This window comes from Corynebacterium sp. HMSC04H06 (genome assembly GCF_001815935.1).
Classification (GTDB): domain Bacteria; phylum Actinomycetota; class Actinomycetes; order Mycobacteriales; family Mycobacteriaceae; genus Corynebacterium.
On record NZ_KV823406.1, the window covers coordinates 19212 to 40070 of the forward strand.

The following is a 20859-nucleotide window of genomic DNA, read 5'->3' on the forward strand; positions in this document are numbered from 1 at the left end:
CGAGGAGCGCACCGCCGGTTAACGTCGGCGGTGCGCTGCGAATCGCGGCCCTAGGCAGGGACACCATGCCCACCTTCGGGCGAGCGAAGGGCGGGTTCTAGAGCTTCGCGGACATGGTCTCCAGCAGCTCGTTCCAGGAGGCCACGAACTTGTCGACGCCCTCCTGCTCGAGCTGCTCGTAGACCTCCTCGAGGGAGACCAGCTGCCCCGCGCGCCCGCAGGTGCTGTTGGCGGTCTCCAGCATGCCGGTCAGGGCGTCACCCAGGCGCACGTCCGCGTCCAGGAATGCGTCCAGGGTAGCCCCCGGCATGGTGTTGACGGTCTCCGGGCCGGCCAGCTCGGTCACGTACAGGGTGGCCGGGTACTCCGGATTCTTCACGCCGGTAGAAGCCCACAGCGGGCGCTGGAAATTCGCGCCCGCCGGCAGCGGATCCGGGGCGGGCAGGCGCTCTGGGTGGAGGAAGGCGGACTCGAAGAAGCCGTAGCAGAGCTTGGCCTCAGCCAGGCCGACCTGGCCGCGCAGCTCCAGTGCTTCGGGGGTGCCGATTTCCGACAGCCGCTTGTCGACCTCGGTGTCGATGCGGGAGATGAAAATCGAGGCGACCGAGAAAATCTTGGTGACGTCCAGGCCGGCGGCCTCCGCGCGGCGGATGCCCTCCTTGTAGCGGTCGACGACCTTGACGTAGCGCTTCAGGGAGAAAATCAGGGTCACGTTGACGCAGATACCCTCCGCCAACGCGTCCTCGATGGCCTGCAGCGAGCCGTCGGTCGCCGGGATCTTAATCATCGCGTTGGGACGATCGACCTTCTTCCACAGGTCGCGGGCCTGATTCAAGGTAGCCTCGGCGTCGTCAGAGATGCGCGGGTCGACCTCGATGGACACGCGGCCGTCCTCGCCGTTGCTATCGATGAAGACGTCGTGAAGCTCGTCGCAGGCGGCGCGCACGTCGTCTATGGCCAGGCTGTAGACGGCCTCGTCTACGGCCGCGCGCTGCTCCTTGAGTTTGGCAATGTCGGCATCGTAAGCCGTGCCCTGGGACATGGCTTTGGCGAAGATGGTCGGGTTGGTCGTGACCCCTACCACGCTCTTGGTGTCGATGAGTTCGCGGAGGTTGCCGGACTGCAGACGCTGGCGGGACAGGTCGTCCAACCACGTCGAGGTGCCCATCTGGGCGAGCTTGTCAACGTTGTTCATGTGCGCTCTCCTTTAAGAAATGCTCGGATTAGCTAGTTCGATCGGGCTGGGCAACAACTAGCCGCGGGCGGCGGCCAGGGATTCCTGGGCGGCCTCTACGACGGCCTGGGCGGTGAAGCCGAACTTCTCGAAGAGCTCTTCCGCCGGGGCCGAGGCGCCGTAGTGCTCGAGGGAGATGTTGCGGCCGAAGGTGCCGGTGTATTTGTGCCACGGCTGGGCCACCGCGGCCTCCACAGACACGCGGGCCCGGACCTTGGCCGGCAGCACCTGCTCGCGGTAGTCGGCGTCCTGCTCCTCGAACCACTCGAGGCACGGCGCGGAGACCACGCGGGTGGGTACGGACTGTTCCTCGAGGACCTTGGCAGCCTCGACGGCGTACTGGACCTCGGAGCCGGTGGCGATCAGGATGACCTCGGGCTCCCCGCCGGTCGCCTCGACCAGGGTGTAGGCGCCGCGGCGCACGCCCTCGGCGGCCTTGTCGGCGGTGCCGTCCAGGATGGGCAGGTTCTGGCGGGTCAGCGACAGGCCCTTCGGGGCGGCCGGGCGCTCCAAGGCGGCGGCCCATGCCTGGGCGGTCTCATTCGCGTCCGCCGGGCGGATCACCGCCAGGTTGGGCACCGCGCGCAGGGCCGCCAGGGTCTCGACCGGCTGATGGGTCGGGCCGTCCTCGCCCAGACCGATGGAGTCGTGGGTCCAGACGTAGTAGGTGTCCGTGGACATCAAGGCGCCCAGGCGGATGGCCGGGAACTGGTACTCGGAGAAGATCAGGAAGGTGCCGCCGTAGACACGGGTGTTGCCGTGCAGGGCGATCCCGTTCATGATCGCCGCCATCGCGTGCTCGCGGATGCCGAAGTGCAGGTTGCGGCCGTAGGGCTGGGCGGACCACGCGTCGGTGGTGATAGCAGTCGGGCCGAAGGAATCCGCGCCCTTGATCACGGTGTTGTTGGAACCGGCCAGGTCGGCCGACCCGCCCCACATCTCCGGCAGGGCAGCGGCCAGCGCCTGGATGGCCGCCTCCGAGGCCTTGCGGGTAGCCAGCGGCTTGTCCTCGGTGGACCAGGTCGGCAGCTCGGCCCCGAAGTCCTCCGGCAGCTGGCGGGCCTGCATCCGGTCGAAGAGCTGCTTGGCCTCGGGGTTCTTCTCGGCCCAGGCGTCGAAGCGCTCCTGCCAGGCAGCGTGGGCCTGCGCACCGCGCTCGACCAGGCTGCGGGTGTGCTCGAGCACGTCGGCGTCGATGTGGAAGCTCTCCTGCGGATCGAAGCCCAGGATCTCCTTGGTGGCGGCGACCTCGTCGTCGCCCAGTGCGGCGCCGTGGGCGCCACCGGTGTTCATCTTGTTCGGCGCCGGGTAGCCGATGACGGTCTTGACGCGGATGAAGGAGGGCTTGTCGGTGACCTTCTGGGCCTCGCGCGCCGCCTTTTCGATGGCCACGACGTCCTCGCCGGATTCGACGGTTTGGACGTGCCAGCCGTAGGCCTCGTAGCGGGCCACGACGTCCTCGTTGAAGGCGATGTTGGTGTCGTCCTCAATGGAGATACGGTTGTCGTCCCAGAAGACGATTAGGTTGCCCAGCTGTTGCGTGCCCGCCAGGGAGGAGGCCTCGGCGGTCACGCCCTCCTGCAGGTCGCCGTCGGAAGCGATGACGTAGACGAAGTGATCGAAGGGGGACTCGCCGGCCGGTGTTTCCGGGTCGAAGAGCCCGCGCTCCTTGCGGGCGGCCATGGCCATGCCCACTGAGGAAGCCAGGCCCTGGCCCAGCGGGCCGGTGGTGATTTCGACGCCGTCGGTGTGGTGGACCTCCGGATGACCCGGGGTGCGCGAGCCCCAGGTGCGCAGGGCCTTCAGGTCGTCCATCTCCAGGCCGAAACCGCCCAGGAAGAGCTGGATGTACTGGGTAAGGGAGGAGTGGCCCACGGACAAAACGAAGCGGTCGCGGCCGGCCCAGTCCTTATCCTGCGGGTCGTGGTGGAGGATCCGCTGGTACAGCGTGTAAGCCAGCGGCGCCAGCGACATCGCGGTACCCGGGTGCCCGGAACCGCAGTTCTGTACGGCGTCGGCGGCAAGCACGCGGATGGTGTCGACCGCGCGGGTGTCACGGTCGCTCCAATCCTCGGGGTAACGGCGCTCGGTCATGGCCTGCAGCTCAGGCGACAAGGTAATTTCCGACACGGTAAATGGTCCTTACTAGCTCGGTGTCTTAAGTGCTTAGAAAATTCCTCCCTCAGTCTAGTGAACTTTGCCTCCCCAAGGGAGCACCTGCCGAGGCATCCACCGAAGCCGGGGGAGAAATGGTTGGCGGCGCCACGACGTTGGGGAGAATTTAAGGTTTATCCGCCAAACGTTGTAGGCTGGCAGGGATAGGGAAGGCTGGGGCTGGATCAGCACACCCCCTTGCGGGGCGCGGCTGGGCCGCCAGATGCCCTAATAATCCTGCCCACCCGCCGGCGTTGTGAAGTTGGTAACGAATCACGGCGTGCGCGGAACTATCGCCCGCGTAGGGGCGACCATTTAACTGCGGCCTTTTCGGCCGCCTTTTGACCACCAACCCGCTCGTGCCCAGGACGCTGGAGGATGATTCCTTGGAGACCATCAAGGCCTATGTTGCGCTGACTAAACCGAGGATCATCGAACTCCTCCTCGTCGCAGCAATTCCGGCGATGCTCCAGGCGCAGCGCGGTTTCGAGGCCGTCAGCGACAACATCTGGCTCATCCTCTCCACGCTCTTCGGCGGCTGGATGGGCGCGGCGGCGGCCCACACGTTCAACAACGTGGTGGACTACGACCTCGACCAGAAGATGCAGCGCACCCGCGCCCGCCCGCTGGTCCGCGCCAAGATCAGTAAGCGCAACGCCGCCATCTTCGCCTGGATCATGCTGGGGCTGTCCATCTTCTGGCTCGGCGTCATCGCCAACTCCTGGCTCGCCGCCTTCTTCGTCATCCTGACGAACCTGTTTTACGTCTTCGTTTACACGAAGTTTTTGAAGATGCGCAACGCCCAGAACATCGTCTGGGGCGGGCTGGCCGGCTGCATGCCGGCGATGGTCGGCTGGGCCGTGATCAAGGACAACGCCGCGGCCGACGAGCCGGGCCAGTGGTGGCAGGCCATCGTCTTGTTCCTCATCATCTTCTTCTGGACCCCGCCGCACACCTGGGCGCTGGCCATGAAGTATAAGGAGGACTACCGCCGCGCCGGCGTGCCGATGCTGCCCGTGGTGGCCTCCGACCAGGAGGTCACCCGTCAGATCGTCTGGTACACCATCGGCACCGTCATCGTGTCCTGGCTGATTGTCCCGGCCACCTCCTGGATCTACCTGGTGGTCGCGGTGATCTCCGGCGCCGCCTTCCTGTGGATGGCCATCCGCCTGCACCAGGGCGTCAAGAGCGGGCAGACGGTCAAGCCCATGCGCTTGTTCATCTACTCGAACAACTACCTGTCCGTGCTCTTTATCGGCCTGTCCATCGACGCCGTGCTGGGCTGGCAGACTGTCGGCGAGGCCCTCGGCTTCTAAACCGAGCGGAAGCTTGGGAGCAGCAGCACGAAACCCAGCCCGTCTACCATCCGGTGGATTCTTCCACCAGGGGTAGGACGGGCTGGGTTTTAAGCGTCTAATGCGTTAGGCGCGGGGGTTTAAGACGATGGAGCCGGTGGTCTTGCGGGCCTGCAGGTCGCGGTGGGCTTGCTCGGCCTGCTCGAGTGGGTACTCGTTGCTCACGCGCAGGGTCAGGTGGCCGCTGCGGATCATCTCGACGACGGCCTGGGAGCGCTTCTGGAACTCGGCATCGGAAGCCGTGTAGGCGGCTAGCGAGGGGCGGGTCAGGAAGATGGCGCCGTGGGTGTTGAGCACCTGCGGGTCGACGGGCTCTACCGGGCCGGAGGCCGCGCCGAAGAGGCAGACGGTGCCGCGCGGGCGGACGACCTCGAGGGACTCCTGGAAAGTGGCCTGGCCGACGCCGTCGTAGACCACGTCGACGCCCTGGCCGCCGTTGAAACGGCGGACCTGCTCGGCCAGCACGTCGGAGTAGCGGAAGACCTGGTCCGCGCCGGCCTCGTAGGCCAGCTGTTCCTTCTCATCGGAGGAGACCACCGAATAGACCGTGGCGCCTAAGTACTTGGCCATCTGGGTGGCCAGCAGGCCCACGCCGCCGGCGCCGGCGGTGATCAGGCAGGTGGAGCCTTCCTCTAGCTGGTAGACGCCGTGGGTGAGATAGTGCGCCGTCATGCCCTGCAGCATCATGGACGCGGCGATATTCAGCGGGAAATCATCCGGCACCTGGGCCATGCGGTTACGGTCCACGCAGACCTGCTCGGCGTAGGAGCCGAAGGCGTGGTGCCAGGCCACCAGCGTGCCTTCGGCGATCTCGCCGCGGGGATCGTGGCTGACGCGGCCGACGCCTTCCAGGCCGAGGATGAACGGGACGTTGGCGTTGTAGATGCCCTCGCGGTAGTAGGTGTCGATGTAGTTAACCCCCGCCCGCTCGACATCCACGAGAACCTCGTTGTCGGTGGGGGCGGGGGCGTCCACGGACACGTACTCCAGCCCTTCCGGGCCGCCGGGCGCTTTACTTGAATAGCATGCATACACCCACGTTAACTGTTTTTAGCGCGCGGCGAGGGCAGCTTGGCGATCGGCGTAGCGCTTATCACCCTCGACCGAGCCCGTTTCCAGGTTCTCGGTGCCGCCGGTACGAACGAAGCCGTAGGCGTAGAGTGCCGCGGTCAGCGCGGTGACGAGGGAGGACATCCCGATGTGGACCGGGATGGTCCAGCGGGGAATACCCAGGCGGAACTGGATGACGCCGATGGCCCACTGAATCAAAATAGCCACCACCAGGTACCAGCCGATGTTGCGTGGCCGGCGGGAAACGCGGTTGCGGTAGAGCAGGATGATGACGACCAAGGTCAGGGCCAGATAGACGTACATGCACATCGCGTGGACGACGGCCATGGACTCGGTGTCCAGATGGAGGCGGCCCAGCATGCCCTCCTCGGCGTCGCCGGCGTGGCGGCCCGAACCGGTGACGAAGGTGCCGGTGATGAGCACGACGGCCAGGGCGGCCGCGGCGACGGCGGCCAGGTTGCGGATGGTGCGCGGGAAGGCCTGGGTCGGGGTGCCGTCGTCCGGCTGGCGCAGGCGGGTGTACAGCAGCGCGGCGATCCAGACCAGGACCATCGACGGCAGGAAGTGGATGGCCACGGCCCACCACTTCAGCTTCAGGAAGACCGACAGCGCGCCGATCAGCGCCTGGACGAAGATGCCGGCGACCGAAATCCAGGCGTAGACCTTGAGCTCCTTGCGGCGGCGCGCGCGGTGCATGGCGAAGGCGGCGGCCAGGGCGGCCGCCAGCACGACGAAGGTCAGCAGGCGGTTGCCGAACTCGATGAACTGGTGGATCAGCGGCGCGGTGCCCTCCAGCGGGACGAGCGAACCGGGGTGGCAATTAGGCCACGTCACGCAGCCCAGGCCGGAGCCGGTCACGCGGACGATGGAACCGGACACCGTAATGCCGCCCTGGCACAGCAGCAGGATAAACGCGATGATGCGCTGCTGGCGCAGGCTGGGCACGCCGTTGCGGACGAAGTCGCCTAGGCGGGAAAAGAACCCGGGGCGGGTATCACCCGAGGTGGGGGAAGCAGGGGTTGTCACGTTGTCACTCACGGTCATTAGGGTACTCCGTACTCACGTCGAACTAAAAAGAAAAGTAGGTCTCAAGCTGGGTTTTTAGAAATAACTCACACTTAGCCTTCGAACCGGAACCATTTGGCCGCCGCCAACGACGCGGCACCCGCCCAGGCGGCCAGGACAAGCATCTGTACCCAGGGTAGGTCACCGGCGAACGCGTCGGCCAGTCCACCGGCCAGGGCCACCGTGGGCACCACGTTGAGCAGGCCGTTGGAACCTAGGCCCTGGCTGTACATCGTCCAGCCGACCACACCGAGCAGCAGGAACCAGATAAGGTTGGCCAGCGCCAGGACGATCTCGGAGGACAGCGTGCCGCCCAGGATGAGGCCTAGGGCGGTGAAGGTGGCCACGCCGAACAGCAGGATGACTAGCGCCAGCAGCACGCCCAGCCAGCTGGTCCGAAAGCCCAGGAGCACGGCGATGACGCCGAGGATGACTACCTGGACGGTGACCATCGACAGCACCGCCATGATTTTCCCGGTCACGATTGTCCAGGCGGGCACGCCGGAGGCACCGGTGCGCTTCAGAGCGCCGTAGCGCCGGTCGAAGGCCAGAGAGATGGCCTGCCCGGTGAAGCCCGCGCTGGTGGCGGCCACGGCGAGCACCATCGGGAAGATCTGATCGAGGCTCATCTCGTCCGCCAAAAGCGGCATCCGGGCCGCGCCGAAAAGCAAAAGCGCCGGGATGATGATGCTCAGCAGTAACTGCTCGCCGTGGCGGAGCATCAGCTTGGACTCGATGACCCCCTGGGCCCAGGCCAGCTTGGCCACCGAGGCCCGCTGCGGGGCCGGCCGGAAGGTACCCGGCGGGAAATCACCGGCGTGCCCCGCGGCCCGGGTGGAATCAGCAGGTGTAGTTGGTGTATCCATGGCTTTCCCCTTAGCTGCGTAGTTCTCGGCCGGTGAGATCGAGGAAGACATCCTCGAGGTTCCGGTGGGCGGTGTCGATGCGGTGCGCCAGGACCCCCTGGCGGGCCAGGGCCTCGGTCAGCCGGACCAGAAGTTCCGGGGTGCCCGCGGCGTGCACGCGGTAGTGCAGGGGGCGGACCAGGTCGAGGCCGATGCCGGAGTCACGGGCGAAGCGCTCGACGTCGATGGCCTCATTGGTCGAGACCGTCACCTGCGGGTTCGCGGTACGCGTCATCAGCTCGCTGGGGGTGCCCTCAGCGATCAGTTCGCCCTGGTCGATGATGGCGATGTAGTCCGCCAGGGCCTCGGCCTCGTCCATGAGGTGGGTGGTCAGCACGATGGTGGTGCCGTCGCGCTTGAGGGCATCGATAAGCCGCCAGACGGCCAGCCGGGATTGGGCATCCATGCCCGCGGTCGGCTCGTCGAGGAAGACCAGCTCGGGCCGGGAGATGACTGCCAGCGCCAGGGACAGGCGCTGCTTCTGGCCGCCGGAGAGCCGGCGGTAAGTATGGCGGGCCACGCCCTCGAGGCCGAGCAGCTCCATCAGCCAGTCCGGGTCGTGCGGGTTCTGGTTGTAGCTGGCGGCCAGGTGCAGCATCTCGCGCACGCGGATGCCGGAATAGGATCCGCCGCCCTGGAGCATGATGCCGATCCGGGCGCGCACTTGGTCCGCCTGCGTGGTGGGATCCAGTCCCAGCACGCGGATGGTCCCGGAGGTGGGGGAGATAAACCCCTCGCACATTTCAATGGTGGTGGTCTTGCCGGCACCGTTCGGCCCGAGCAGACAGAGCATCTGCCCGCGCGGAACCCGCAGGTCGAGCCCGTTGACAGCGGGTTTGCCGCCGTAGGTCTTGTGTACCCCGCGGAGCTCTAACGCTAAAGATCCATCGAAAGTTTTAGTCACACCGCACTACCTTAGGAGATCGACCCGCGATCGGCGTAATAACACCCACCAGATTCCGCCGACTATGACGAACATTACCGCCGCGGCAAGGTAGATGAGCAGGATGGTCATCGGCGGCAGCCCCAGGCCGCGGGGCAGGACGAAGAAGCTGACGATGGCCGAGTAGCCGACCACCGTGGCGCGGAAGACCAGGCGGTTGGCCCAAGCGGCCAGCGGAAAGACCGCCCACAGGATGTACCAGGGGTGGACCACCGGGAAGAAGACGACCAGCACCAGGGTGGAGACCCCGAGCCCGCCGACCGAGTGGATGGAGCCGCGGAAGGTGGCAAAGAGCATGCGCATCATGAACACGCCGGCCACCAAGACGCCCAGGGTGCGGGTGACTGAGAGGATGGCGTCGGTGTGGTCGCCCAGCCCCAGTTGCATTCCCAGGAAGCCGGTGCCCACGCCCACCGAGGTGGTCGCCGACATCCAGGACCGGATGGTGGCCGCGCCGCCCTGGCCGGTGATCCAGCCCAGGCCGATGCCCGTGAGCAGGGTGACCGCGGCGATGGTCGCAATGAGGAGGACCAGGTGGAGGGCGGCAGAGCAGGTGATGGCCCGCAGGGGGCTGGCGCCGCGTTGGCGGCCCAACGTGCGGGCCAGGGTCATGCCGACGAAGCCCAGGGCGATAAAGCCGGTGACCTTGACCATGCCGGCGCAGGATATGAGCGCGACGGACAGGGCCAGGTAGCCGGCGATAGCGCGCCCGGCGGGGCTGTTCAGCCCCGCGTCAGCCGGCAGGTCCGCCACCCGGTCGGCGGCGCGGAGGCCGCACTCGACGCCGGCCAGGATGAGCCCCAGCATGATGGACTCGTTGTGAATGCCGCCGATGAGGTGGAGGACCGTCAGCGGGTTGAGGATGCCCAGCCACAGGGCCGTGGCGACCTTCACCCGGCAGCGCAGCGCCAGCCGGGTCAGCGCCCAGCCGGCGGCGCCGACGCCCAGGATGGACAGTAGGCGGTGGGCGATAACGCCCAGGAGGATGGAGTCTTGGGTCAGCCAGCTGACCGCGCCCGCCAGCCCCAGGGCGACCGGGCCGTACGGAGAGGGCGAATTCGCCCAGATGAACGGCACGGACCGGGCCAGCTCGTTTTCCGGTCCCAGCAGCTGCACCGGGCCCGCCGAATAGGGGTCCAGTCCGGCGACGACGATGGAGCCGTTGGCCAGGTAGGAATAGATGTCCTGGGTGAACAGGGGAGCGGTCAGGATAAGCGGGATGACCCAGCCGGCGAAGGTGCGCCAAATAAGGTGCGGGGCGATGGCTGGGTGAGTCCACTGCGCCCGGCGCAGGGGCGCGCCCACGTAGGGCGCCATTAGCACCCAGGCCACCACCAGCAGGGCCACGCCCAGAAAGACCAGGGCGGAGGCGGTCTGCAGCATGCGGGACATCAGTGACCCGAAGGGGACGTTGTCGTAAGGGTTGCCGACCACGGGCACCGCGCCCGCGCCCAGGCCGCCGAAGGCGATGAGTAAGGCGCCTACGGTGCCCATCCAGCGCAGAACGAAAAAGCCGCGCAGGTGGCTGACGGGATATCGCCCCCGGCTACCCCCCACGGGGTCGACCGGCAACAGGTCGAAGCGAGCGGCTTTCTCGCCGCCTTCTGCGCGTTCCGCGCGGGAGGTCGGCTCGTCGCTGGTGTGCAGCAACGCCGACCGGGAACCGGCCGTGCCCAGGCGGGGAAGTGCGGATCTCAGCGAGGCGAGACCGGCGGCGAACATCTTTTTCATCGGCGTCTACTTTACGCACTCGGGCTGCGGGAGCCGGCGGGCGGCACGCCGATAACCAGCGTTGGTGGCATTCGGGAATGAATTAGGGAACACTAGTGTTGTCTAAAGTGTTAGCCCGGGTACCGACGGGGCTGACTCGGATACGACTTGTTAAGTGTGCACGGCGAGTGCGCAAGGAGGTGGAAGACATGACTGAGAAGGCGCGAGCTGCCGCGGCGGCCAGCCGGGCAAAGGAGTCTCGCTCCACGGAGGGGGATACCCGTCGCCAAGTCATGCTTTTGCTGCTCAAGGACGGTCCGGTCACCGCTTCGTACCTGGGAAAGCGCCTGGGGCTGTCCGCCGCGGGCGTGCGACGCCATCTAGACATCCTGGTGGGAGAGGATTTGACGGAGGTGGTCCACCGCCGGCCGCATCCCAAGTACGGGGAACCGGCCGGCCGTGGGCGCCCCGCCAAACATTTCCGCCTCACCGACAAGGGACGGGCCCAGTTCGGGCACGCCTACGACGAACTCGCCTCCGAGGCGCTGACAGCCCTTCGGGAAGTCGGTGGCTCTGCGGCCGTCAAGCAATTTGCGAAAGCCCGTATGGAGCGGTTGCTGGCGGACGTGGAACCCTTGGTCCAGGAGGACGAATCCGTGGAAGAGATCGCGGCGGAGCTCGCCGCGGCCTTGGACAACCACGGTTACGCCGCCACCGTGACCAGCGCGGGACACGGAGTGCAGATTTGTCAGCACCATTGCCCCGTGGCTCACGTGGCAGCGGAGCACCCCGAGTTGTGTGAAGCGGAGCAGGAGGTCTTTTCCGCCCTGTTAGGCAAGCACGTGCAGCCTTTGGCCTCCATCGCGGACGGCCACGGGATCTGCACGACTAACATCCCCTTGACACCAATTTTTAATCAACGCAACTAATCTTCACACGCAGTGAGAAAGGAGCGGGTCATGACTCAGGCACAATCTGCGCCGGGTACCGAGGCCAAGATGACCGATGATGAAATCATCGAGTCGATCGGTGCGTACGAATATGGCTGGCACGACTCGGACGTGGCCGGCGCATCGGCACGTCGTGGGCTGAGCGAGGAGGTCGTTCGTGACATCTCGCGTCAGAAGAACGAGCCCGAGTGGATGCTCAACCAGCGGCTCAAGGCCCTCAACATTTTCGAGAAGAAGCCGATTCCGACCTGGGGCGCGGATTTGTCCGGCATCGACTTCGACAACATCAAGTACTACGTCAAGTCGACCGAGGAGCAGGCCCAGACCTGGGATGATCTGCCCGCCGACATTAAGGAGACCTACGACAAGCTGGGTATTCCGGACGCCGAAAAGCAGCGCCTGGTGGCTGGCGTCGCCGCCCAGTACGAGTCGGAGGTCGTCTACCACCAGATCCGCGAGGACCTAGAGCGCCAGGGCGTTATCTTCGTTGACACCGACACCGCGCTGCGCGAGCACGAGGAGCTGTTCAAGGAGTACTTCGGCACGGTCATCCCGGCCGGCGACAACAAGTTCTCCTCGCTGAACTCCGCCGTCTGGTCCGGTGGCTCCTTTATCTACGTTCCGCCGGGAGTCCACGTGGACATCCCGCTGCAGGCTTATTTCCGCATCAACACGGAAAACATGGGGCAGTTCGAGCGCACCCTCATCATCGTCGATGAGGACGCCTACGTGCACTACGTCGAGGGCTGCACCGCGCCGATCTACAAGTCGGACTCCCTGCACTCCGCCGTCGTGGAAATCATCGTCAAGAAGGGCGGCCGTTGCCGCTACACGACCATCCAGAACTGGTCGAACAACGTCTACAACCTGGTGACCAAGCGCACCAAGTGCGAAGAGGGCGCGACCATGGAGTGGGTCGACGGCAACATCGGCTCCAAGGTGACCATGAAGTACCCGGCCGTCTGGCTGACCGGCGAGCACGCCCGTGGCGAGGTGCTCTCCGTGGCCTTCGCCGGCGAGGACCAGTTCCAGGACACCGGCGCGAAGATGACGCACATGGCGCCGCACACCTCCTCGAACATCGTGTCCAAGTCCGTCGCCCGCGCTGGCGGGCGCGCGGCCTACCGCGGCCTGGGGCAGGTCAACCAGAACGCGCACCACTCCACCTCCAACGTGGAGTGCGACGCCCTGTTGGTCGACAGCATCTCGCGTTCGGACACATACCCCTACAACGATATCCGCAACGACCACGTGACCCTGGGCCACGAGGCGACCGTCTCGCAGGTGTCGGAGGAGCAGTTGTTCTACCTGATGTCGCGTGGCATCGCGGAAGAAGAAGCAATGGCAATGATCGTGCGCGGTTTCGTTGAGCCTATCGCCAAGGAGCTCCCGATGGAGTACGCCCTAGAGCTCAACCGCCTCATCGAGCTACAGATGGAAGGATCGGTGGGCTAGTCCCGATGGTGAACTCAAACGAATTTTCTGCTCGTAAGAACCCGAACCAGGTCACCAAGGGTGATCTCTTCGGTTCCTTCGACGTGGCGGACTTCGACATCCCGAAGGGTCGCGACGAGGTGTGGCGCTTTATCTCCCTGCGCAACCTCCGCGGCCTGCACAACGGCGAGTTTGCTGAGGCCGTAGCCCAGGACGTGAAGGTCACCGGTCCGGATGAGGTCCGCACCGAGACGGTCGCTCCCACCGACGAGCGGCTGGGTCGGGCCGGCAAGCCCACCGACCGCGTGGCAGCCCAGGCGTGGACCTCCATGCCGGAGGCCCAGATCGTCACCATCGAACCGGAAGCACAGCTTAGCGAGCCGACCATCGTGACGATCACCGGCCGCGGCGACGGCGTCACCAGCTTCGGCGCCACCTCCATCGAGGTCGGCCACCACGCCGAGGCCACCGTCGTGCTCAAGTACGAGGGCTCTGGCACCCACGCTGACAACGTCGAGTTCGTCATCGGCGACGGCGCCCACGTCACCGTCATTGTCGACGCCGACTGGAACAACGACGCAGTCCACCTGTCGCACCAGGCGATCAAGATGGGCCGCGACGCCACCCTGCGCCACAACTCCGCCATCTTCGGCGGCGAGATCGTGCGCATCGTCCCGCGCGTGACCTTCAGCGCCCCGGGCGCCGACGTCGAGCTGCTCGGCGTCTACTTCGCGGACTCTGGCCAGTACTTCGAAAACCGCATGCTGGTCGACCACTCCGTGCCGAACTGCCGCTCCCGCGTGCTCTACAAGGGCGCGCTGCAGGGCGATAAGAAGGCCGAGTCCCGCACCTGCTGGGTGGGCGACGTTCTCATCCGCGCCGACGCGCAGGGTACCGACACCTATGAGACGAACAACAACCTCATCCTGACCGACGGTGCGCGGGCCGACGCGATCCCCAACCTGGAGATCGAGACCGGGGAAATCACCGGCGCCGGCCACGCTGCCACCGTCGGCCGCTTCGATGACTTGGAGCTGTTCTACCTCATGTCCCGCGGTATCCCGGAGGCCGAGGCCCGCCGGCTTATCATCCGCGGCTTCTTCAACGAGGTCATCAACCGCATTCCGGTCGAGTCCCTGCGCGAAGAGCTGGAAAACCGTGTTTCTGACGAGCTAGCGAAGATCAACGCCTAGCGCCCCTGCTGAAACCCACGCAACAGAAAGATTAAATCGCTATGTCAACTCTGGAAATCAAGAACCTCCACGCCCAGGTGCTCCCGAACGAAGAGGGCGAAGAGCCCAAGGAGATCCTCAAGGGCGTGAACCTGACCATCAACTCCGGTGAGACCCACGCCATCATGGGCCCGAACGGCTCCGGCAAGTCCACCCTGTCTTACGTCATCGCCGGCCACCCGAAGTACGAGGTCACCGAGGGTGAAGTCCTTCTCGACGGCGAGAACGTGCTGGACATGGAAGTCGACGAGCGCGCCCGCGCCGGCCTCTTTCTGGCCATGCAGTACCCGACCGAGGTCCCGGGCGTGAAGATGAGTCAGTTCCTGCGCTCCGCCGTCACCGCTACCCGCGGCGAGGCCCCGAAGCTGCGCGAGTGGAACAAGGAACTGACCGCGGCCCGCGAGCAGCTGCAGATCGACAAGTCCTTCGCCCACCGCTCTGTGAACGAGGGCTTCTCCGGCGGCGAGAAGAAGCGCCACGAGGTCATGCAGCTGGACATCCTGAAGCCGAAGATGGCCATCATGGATGAGACCGACTCCGGCCTCGATGTGGACGCGCTGCGTATTGTCTCCGACGGCATCAACCAGTACCAGGAAGAGACCAACGGCGGCATCCTGCTGATTACGCACTACAAGCGCATCCTCAACTACGTGAAGCCGGATTACGTCCACGTTTTCGCCCACGGCCAGGTCGTCAAGACCGGCGGCGCCGAACTGGCAGACCAGCTCGAGGCCGAGGGCTACGACAAGTTCGTCAAGTAAAGCCGGAGACTATGTCAGCACTAGATACTCAAGCTATTCGGGCGCAGTTCCCCGTCTTAAACCGCACCGTGCGCGGGGATAAGCCGCTGGTCTACCTCGACTCCGGGGCGACCTCGCAGCGGCCCCTGCCGGTGTGGAAGGCGGAGGAGGACTTCGTCCTGCACACCTTCGCACCTGTCCATCGCGGCGCCTACCAGCTGGCCGAGGAAGCTGACGACGCCTACGAGTCGGCCCGCCAGGCGATCGCCGCCTTCGTGGGCGCCGACCGAGACGAGATCGCGTTCACCAAGAACGCGACTGAGGCCCTCAACGAGGTGGCCTACGTACTGGGCGACGACCGCGCCGGCGACTTGGCCGTCACGGCCGATGACACCATCGTCATCACCGAGCTGGAGCACCACGCCAACCTGGTTCCGTGGCAGGAACTGGCGCGGCGCACCGGCGCCACCCTGAAGTGGTACTCGGTCACCGAGGACGGCCGGATCGACCTGGACTCCCTGGAGCTGGACGAGTCCGTCAAGGTTGTTGCGTTCACCCACCAGTCCAACGTGACGGGTGCCGTCGCCGACGTCGCGGAGATCGTTTCCCGCGCGAGGGCCGTGGGAGCACTCACCGTCTTGGACGCCTGCCAGTCCGTCCCGCACATGCCGGTCGACTTCCACGCGCTCGATGTGGACTTCGCCGCCTTCTCTGGGCACAAGATGTGCGGGCCCTCCGGCATCGGCGCGCTCTACGGCAAGGCCGAGCACCTGAAGGCCCTCCCGCCGTTTTTGACGGGCGGCTCGATGATCGAGGTCGTCAAGATGGAAGGCACCACCTTCGCGGAGCCGCCGCAGCGCTTCGAGGCCGGTACCCAGATGACCAGCCAGGTCGTCGGCTTGGGCGCGGCGGTCAAGTACCTGTCCGAGATCGGCATGGACAACATCCAGGCCCACGAGCGGGAACTGACCGAGTACGCGCTGGAGCAGCTGAACCAGATCGACGGCCTGACCATCGTGGGGCCGAAGACGGCGGATCGCCGCGGCGGGGCCATTTCCTTCCTCGTCGACGGCGTGCACCCGCACGATATGGGCCAGGTGCTCGATGACCAGGGCATCGCCATCCGCGTGGGTCACCACTGCGCGTGGCCAGTGCACCGCGCGGTGGGCGTGCAGTCCACGGCGCGCGCGAGCTTCTACCTGTACAACACGCGCGAAGAAGTCGACCAGCTGGTCGCCGCCATCAAGAAGGCGCAAGAATTCTTTGGAGTGGTGTAGATGCTGGATTCGATGTACCAAGAGGTGATCCTGGATCACTACAAGAACCCGCAGTACAAGGGCCTACGGGAGGGCCACCAAGCCGAGGTTCACCACGTGAACCCGTCCTGTGGCGACGAGCTGACCTTGCGCGTCAAGCTGTCCGAGGACGGTAATACCGTGGAGGACATTTCCTACGACGCGGAAGGGTGCTCGATTTCGCAGGCCTCTACCTCGGTCATGGCCGAGGAGATCGTGGGCCAGCCGCTGGAGGTGGCTAACCAGAAGCTCGCCGAGTTCGAGAAGATGGTGACCTCCCGCGGCAAGGAAGAGGGCGACGACGAAATCATCGGCGACGGCGTGGCCTTCGCCGGGGTTTCTCAATACCCAGCCCGAGTCAAATGCGCGTTGCTAGGCTGGAAGGCATTCCAAGCCGCTGCAGGCGACGCACTCAACGAATTGGAGCACTAATGACCCAGCCCACTGACCCGTACCAGAACGAGTCTTCGAGCTTCGACGGGGGCCGCGAGCGCCCCGAGCAGACCGAGGAGCAGATCGCGAAGGCCTACGACGTCGCTGAGTTCCTCCGTGACGTCATCGACCCCGAGCTCGGCATCAACGTCGTCGACCTCGGCTTGGTCTACGAGATCTGGATGGAAGAAAACGAGGGCAAAGAAAAGGCCGTCGTTAACATGACGCTGACCTCTCCGGCGTGCCCGTTGACCGACATTATCGCCGAACAGGCCGAACAGGCGGTCGTGGGCAACAAGGTAGCCGACCAGTTGGAAATCAACTGGGTCTGGATGCCGCCGTGGGGTCCGAACATGATCACCGAGGAGGGGCGCGAACAGCTCCAGGCCCTCGGGTTCGCTGTCTAAGCTAGACTGCTTTTCTCACACTCCGCCAGGTTCCTCTGCTCGTCCAGGGGGCCTGGCTTTGTGCTGCGCGGAAGTTGATAGACTAGCGGGTTGTGATTGTTACCAATGACTTGGAAGTTCGCGTCGGCGCCCGCACTTTGCTCAACGCCCCGGGGCAGCACCTGCGCGTCCAGCCGGGGGACCGCATCGGGCTAATCGGCCGCAACGGCGCCGGAAAGACCACCACAATGCGCATTTTGTCGGGGGAGACGGAGCCTTACGGCGGTTCGGTGACTACTTCTGGGCCCATCGGCTACCTGCCGCAGGACTCCCGGGAGGGCAATATTGAGCAATCCGCCCGCAACCGCGTGCTCTCTGCCCGCGGCCTAGATGAAATCCAGCGTTCCATGGAAAAGCAGCAGCACATCATGGAAAACACGGACGACGACATCAAGCGCGACAAGGCAATCGCCAAGTTTTCGCGCCTGGAAGAGCGCTACCAGGCGCTGGGCGGCTACGAGGCCGCAGCCGAGTGCGCCCAGATCTGCGATAACCTGGGTCTGCCGCAGCGCGTGCTGGACCAGCAGCTAAAGACCCTGTCGGGCGGCCAGCGCCGCCGCGTGGAGCTGGCTCAAATTCTCTTCTCCGCCACCGCGGGCGCGGGCAAGTCCAACACGACCCTGCTGCTGGACGAGCCCACCAACCACCTGGACGCGGACTCAATTACCTGGCTGCGCGGCTTCCTGGCCAAGCATGAGGGCGGCCTCATCATGATCTCCCACGACGTGGAGCTTCTTGATGCCGTTTGCAACAAGATCTGGTTTTTGGACGCGGTCCGCGCCGAGGCCGACGTCTACAACATGGGGTACAAGAAGTACCTCGACGCGCGTGCTACCGACGAGGCCCGCCGGCGCCGCGAGCGCGCCAATGCGGAGAAGAAGGCCGCCGCGCTGCACAAGCAGGCCGCGAAGCTGGGCGCGAAGGCGACGAAGGCCGCGGCCGCGAAGCAGATGCTCGCTCGCGCCGACCGCATGATGAACGAACTGGACGAGGTGCGCGTGAGCGACAAGTTCGCCAGCATCAAGTTCCCGGAGCCCGCGCCCTGCGGCAAGACCCCGATGAACGCCAAGGGGCTGACCAAGATGTACGGCTCCCTGGAGGTTTTCGTCGGCGTTGACCTGGCCATCGACAAGGGCTCCCGCGTGGTGGTGCTGGGTACTAACGGCGCGGGCAAGACCACCTTGCTCAAGCTGCTGGCCGGGGTGGAGCGCACCGACGGCGAAGGCGGTATCGTCAGCGGCCACGGCCTGCGGATCGGCTACTTCGCCCAGGAGCACGACACCATCGACGGCGACAAGACCGTGTGGGAAAACACCATCGAGGCCTGTCCGGAGGCCGGCCAGCAGGACCTGCGCGGTCTGCTGGGCGCGTTCATGTTCTCCGGCGACAAGCTGGAGCAACCCGCCGGCACGCTTTCCGGCGGTGAGAAGACCCGCCTGGCCCTGGCCACGCTGGTCTCCTCACGCGCTAACGTCCTACTGCTGGACGAGCCGACCAACAACCTGGACCCGATCTCCCGCGAACAGGTCCTAGACGCCCTTCGCACCTACACCGGTGCCGTCGTCCTCGTGACCCATGACCCAGGTGCGGTCAAGGCCCTTGAACCCGAGCGCGTCATCATCATGCCCGACGGCGACGAGGACCTTTGGTCGGACGAGTACATGGAGATCGTCGAGCTGGCCTAAACGCCTTAGCTCTTACGCCCCCTGCCAGCCGTGTGGCCAGGTGGCAGGGGAGTAGCGGGGAAGCTCGAGACAAAAAGCACCGCCGCGGGTTGCCATGAAGGCAGCCGCGGCGGTGCGTCTTTTGGCGGTTGGGCTTAGCGCAGCCAACCGAAGCTCAGTAGGAATGCTTCGAGCTGGATCATCTCGTCGGTATCGGGGGCGTGGCCGGCGATAGCTTCGAAGGCCGTGGCGGCCTCTTTCGTGTTTGCCGGGGTCGAGTCGGCCTCGACCAAGTATTCTGCCACCGCGGCCTCGACCGGGGTAGCGGAAATGGTATCCACGCCGGTACCGGTGAGAGAATCCTTGAACGTATCAGCAATGCCATCCAGGATGGTGCGCATTGTCGTCTTCATGACTCACCTCCACGTGAATACGGATCGTCTCTTTTGTTGATACCTCAATTGTAGGACGCCCATACTGCGAAAGCAACCCTTACGTAACTAGGAATTTACTTTCTGTTCACTTTGGATGTGTCTGGAATCACGAACCAGTGTTTATAGGCCGCCGAAGAATTCCATGCCGAAGTAATGGGCGATGGTGTCGCGGGCAATCCAGACGATTGCCAGGATGATGATGGCGGCTAGAACGGCGTAGACGGTCCAGCCAAGCACCTTCATCTGCGGGCTCGCCGGGGTGTCGTCTACCACGACGCCGTCGGCGTTGCGGATGGGATCGCCGGTCATGCAGCGCATGCCGAGCGAAAACAGGAGGGGGATGCCGGCGCCGAAGAGGAGGGCGAGGCCGGCGACGTGAAGGATGGACTGGAAAATCTCGGTGACGGTCATGGCGTTTATCGACCTTCCTGCGGGCTAGCGGAATCGGAGGCGGCGACCGGCTCAGCGGCCGCGGTGGGGGCGGGGACCGGCTCCTTGGCGCGTGCCATGGAGGAGTCGACGGACTCGGCGTCCTTGTCCCAGTCTTCGTTGACGTTGGAGGCATCCACCGGGTTCATGCGCGAGCGGATTACGATGAGGGCTGCCATGGCGATCAGGAGGACGAAGTCGACGATGGCGCCCACGGTCAGCGAGGAGAAAGCGGACACGCCGCGGGCGAGCCACCAACTGACGAAGCCGACGAAGGCGGCGCAGGGCAGCGTAATCAGCCATGCGGCAGCCATGCGCATGGCCACGCCCCAGCGGACGTCGGCGCCGCGCTTGCCGATGCCGGTGCCCATGATGGAGCCGGTGGACACGTGCGTGGTGGACAGCGCCATGCCGCCGGTGGCGGAGGTCAGAATGATGGCGGCCGAGGTTGCCTCAGCGGCCATTCCTTGCAGGGATTCGATTTCAACCAGACCCTTGCCCAGGGTGCGGATAACGCGCCAGCCGCCGGAAAGGGTGCCGGCTGCGATGGCGATAGCACAGGCGATGATGACCCAGGTCGGGATGCGCGCCTCGGCGGAGGTTTCGCCGGCGGCGACCAGTGCCAGGAAGATAACACCCATCGTCTTCTGTGCGTCGCCGGCACCGTGTGCCAGGGAAACCAGGCAGGCGGTGACGATCTGGCCGTGGCGGAAGTGCTCGTTCTTGACCTTTGTCGGGATGGTGTTGGTGACCCAGTAGACTAGGGCGGTGGCGCACGCGGAAACGAGTGCGGCGATGACGGGGGAGGCCAGGGCCGGGATGATGATCTTGCCGGCGATGGAGGACCACTCCACGCCGCCGGAGCCCATGGCGGCAAACGCCGCGCCAATCAGGCCGCCAAACAGGGCGTGGGAGGAGCTTGACGGCATGCCCAGCAGCCAGGTGAATAGGTTCCACAGGATGCCGCCGATAAGGCCGGTGAAGACCACCATCAGCAGTGCCTGGCCGTCGGCCGGCACGCCGTCGGTGCCAGCGCCAGAAAGGTCATAGGAGTCTAGGTTGACGATTCCCTTGGCCACCGTGGCGGCCACGTTAACGGAAAGGAACGCGCCCACCAGGTTCAGTGCCGCGGAGATTGCTACCGCGGTAAAAGGCTTGAGCGCTCCCGTGGCGATGGAGGTCGCCATGGCGTTGGCCGTGTCGTGGAAACCATTGGTGAAGTCAAAAGCAATGGCGGTAATCACCACGATCGCCAGGATGATAAGAGTCGCTGTCACAGTGTCGGCCCTTTGCAGTGCATGATTTGAGTAGTGCAGAGTGCATCTGCGGCGCCCAAGCGTCGCGGACGGTCCGAAACTTTACTCCT

Annotated in this window: 18 protein-coding genes and 1 pseudogene; 9 read left to right on the top strand and 10 right to left on the bottom strand. The window is 65.2% G+C overall.

Features of this window, described 5'->3' with window-relative positions:
* Window positions 1-97 precede the first annotated feature (97 nt).
* Both tal and tkt read right to left on the bottom strand, forming a co-directional pair.
* Complete coding sequence (gene tal, locus HMPREF3067_RS01655) at window positions 98-1195, bottom strand: transaldolase (protein WP_070768008.1); 1098 nt, start codon at window positions 1193-1195, stop codon at window positions 98-100.
* 57 nt (window positions 1196-1252) lie between these two features.
* Window positions 1253-3328 (bottom strand): transketolase, encoded by a 2076-nt coding sequence (gene tkt, locus HMPREF3067_RS01660; protein WP_210400069.1) that lies wholly within the window; start codon window positions 3326-3328, stop codon window positions 1253-1255.
* 446 nt (window positions 3329-3774) lie between these two features.
* Between tkt and HMPREF3067_RS01665 the strand changes: the two genes are divergently transcribed.
* Entirely contained in the window at window positions 3775-4704 is a 930-nt protein-coding gene (locus HMPREF3067_RS01665; protein ID WP_070768112.1) for a heme o synthase, read from the top strand.
* 105 nt (window positions 4705-4809) lie between these two features.
* On the opposite strand, the pseudogene HMPREF3067_RS01670 reads toward HMPREF3067_RS01665, so the two are convergent.
* From HMPREF3067_RS01670 to mptB, 5 genes and pseudogenes are all read right to left on the bottom strand, one after another.
* Window positions 4810-5774 (bottom strand): annotated as a pseudogene (locus HMPREF3067_RS01670) (quinone oxidoreductase).
* A gap of 19 nt (window positions 5775-5793) precedes the next feature.
* Entirely contained in the window at window positions 5794-6858 is a 1065-nt protein-coding gene (locus HMPREF3067_RS01675) for a COX15/CtaA family protein (RefSeq protein WP_083319087.1), read from the bottom strand.
* Between the two features lie 74 nt (window positions 6859-6932).
* Window positions 6933-7745, bottom strand: a complete 813-nt coding sequence (locus HMPREF3067_RS01680) for an ABC transporter permease (RefSeq protein ID WP_070768011.1) — start codon at window positions 7743-7745, stop codon at window positions 6933-6935.
* A gap of 10 nt (window positions 7746-7755) precedes the next feature.
* Window positions 7756-8688, bottom strand: coding sequence for an ABC transporter ATP-binding protein (locus HMPREF3067_RS01685; RefSeq protein ID WP_070768012.1), 933 nt, complete (start codon window positions 8686-8688; stop codon window positions 7756-7758).
* 6 nt (window positions 8689-8694) lie between these two features.
* A complete protein-coding gene (gene mptB / locus HMPREF3067_RS01690; RefSeq protein WP_070768013.1) occupies window positions 8695-10458 on the bottom strand; it encodes a polyprenol phosphomannose-dependent alpha 1,6 mannosyltransferase MptB in 1764 nt (587 codons plus the stop codon).
* A gap of 188 nt (window positions 10459-10646) precedes the next feature.
* Between mptB and HMPREF3067_RS01695 the strand changes: the two genes are divergently transcribed.
* From HMPREF3067_RS01695 to HMPREF3067_RS01730, 8 genes are all read left to right on the top strand, one after another.
* On the top strand, window positions 10647-11366 hold the full coding sequence (locus HMPREF3067_RS01695; protein WP_070768014.1) for a helix-turn-helix transcriptional regulator: 720 nt from the start codon (window positions 10647-10649) through the stop codon (window positions 11364-11366).
* 30 nt (window positions 11367-11396) lie between these two features.
* Window positions 11397-12842, top strand: a complete 1446-nt coding sequence (gene sufB, locus HMPREF3067_RS01700; RefSeq protein ID WP_070768015.1) for a Fe-S cluster assembly protein SufB — start codon at window positions 11397-11399, stop codon at window positions 12840-12842.
* 5 nt (window positions 12843-12847) lie between these two features.
* Complete coding sequence (gene sufD / locus HMPREF3067_RS01705; RefSeq protein WP_070768016.1) at window positions 12848-14014, top strand: Fe-S cluster assembly protein SufD; 1167 nt, start codon at window positions 12848-12850, stop codon at window positions 14012-14014.
* A gap of 41 nt (window positions 14015-14055) precedes the next feature.
* The gene (sufC, locus tag HMPREF3067_RS01710; RefSeq protein WP_070768017.1) at window positions 14056-14814 is read left to right on the top strand and encodes a Fe-S cluster assembly ATPase SufC; all 759 of its coding nucleotides are present in this window, start codon (window positions 14056-14058) and stop codon (window positions 14812-14814) included.
* A gap of 11 nt (window positions 14815-14825) precedes the next feature.
* Window positions 14826-16070: a cysteine desulfurase gene (locus HMPREF3067_RS01715; protein ID WP_070768018.1), complete on the top strand. Its 1245-nt coding sequence runs from the start codon at window positions 14826-14828 to the stop codon at window positions 16068-16070.
* Window positions 16071-16520: a Fe-S cluster assembly sulfur transfer protein SufU gene (gene sufU, locus HMPREF3067_RS01720; RefSeq protein WP_070768019.1), complete on the top strand. Its 450-nt coding sequence runs from the start codon at window positions 16071-16073 to the stop codon at window positions 16518-16520.
* The gene (locus HMPREF3067_RS01725) at window positions 16520-16927 is read left to right on the top strand and encodes a metal-sulfur cluster assembly factor (protein WP_070768020.1); all 408 of its coding nucleotides are present in this window, start codon (window positions 16520-16522) and stop codon (window positions 16925-16927) included. Before sufU ends, HMPREF3067_RS01725 begins: the two co-directional genes overlap by 1 nt.
* A gap of 92 nt (window positions 16928-17019) precedes the next feature.
* Window positions 17020-18651 (top strand): ABC-F family ATP-binding cassette domain-containing protein, encoded by a 1632-nt coding sequence (locus tag HMPREF3067_RS01730; RefSeq protein ID WP_070768021.1) that lies wholly within the window; start codon window positions 17020-17022, stop codon window positions 18649-18651.
* Window positions 18652-18785: 134 nt separating this feature from the next.
* Here HMPREF3067_RS01730 and HMPREF3067_RS01735 read toward each other — a convergent pair whose 3' ends face one another.
* The 3 genes from HMPREF3067_RS01735 to HMPREF3067_RS01745 form a co-directional block, all read right to left on the bottom strand.
* Window positions 18786-19043 (bottom strand): hypothetical protein, encoded by a 258-nt coding sequence (locus HMPREF3067_RS01735; protein ID WP_070768022.1) that lies wholly within the window; start codon window positions 19041-19043, stop codon window positions 18786-18788.
* Between the two features lie 141 nt (window positions 19044-19184).
* Entirely contained in the window at window positions 19185-19475 is a 291-nt protein-coding gene (locus HMPREF3067_RS01740; protein ID WP_070768023.1) for a hypothetical protein, read from the bottom strand.
* A gap of 5 nt (window positions 19476-19480) precedes the next feature.
* Window positions 19481-20770, bottom strand: coding sequence for an inorganic phosphate transporter (locus HMPREF3067_RS01745; protein WP_070768024.1), 1290 nt, complete (start codon window positions 20768-20770; stop codon window positions 19481-19483).
* Window positions 20771-20859 lie beyond the last annotated feature (89 nt).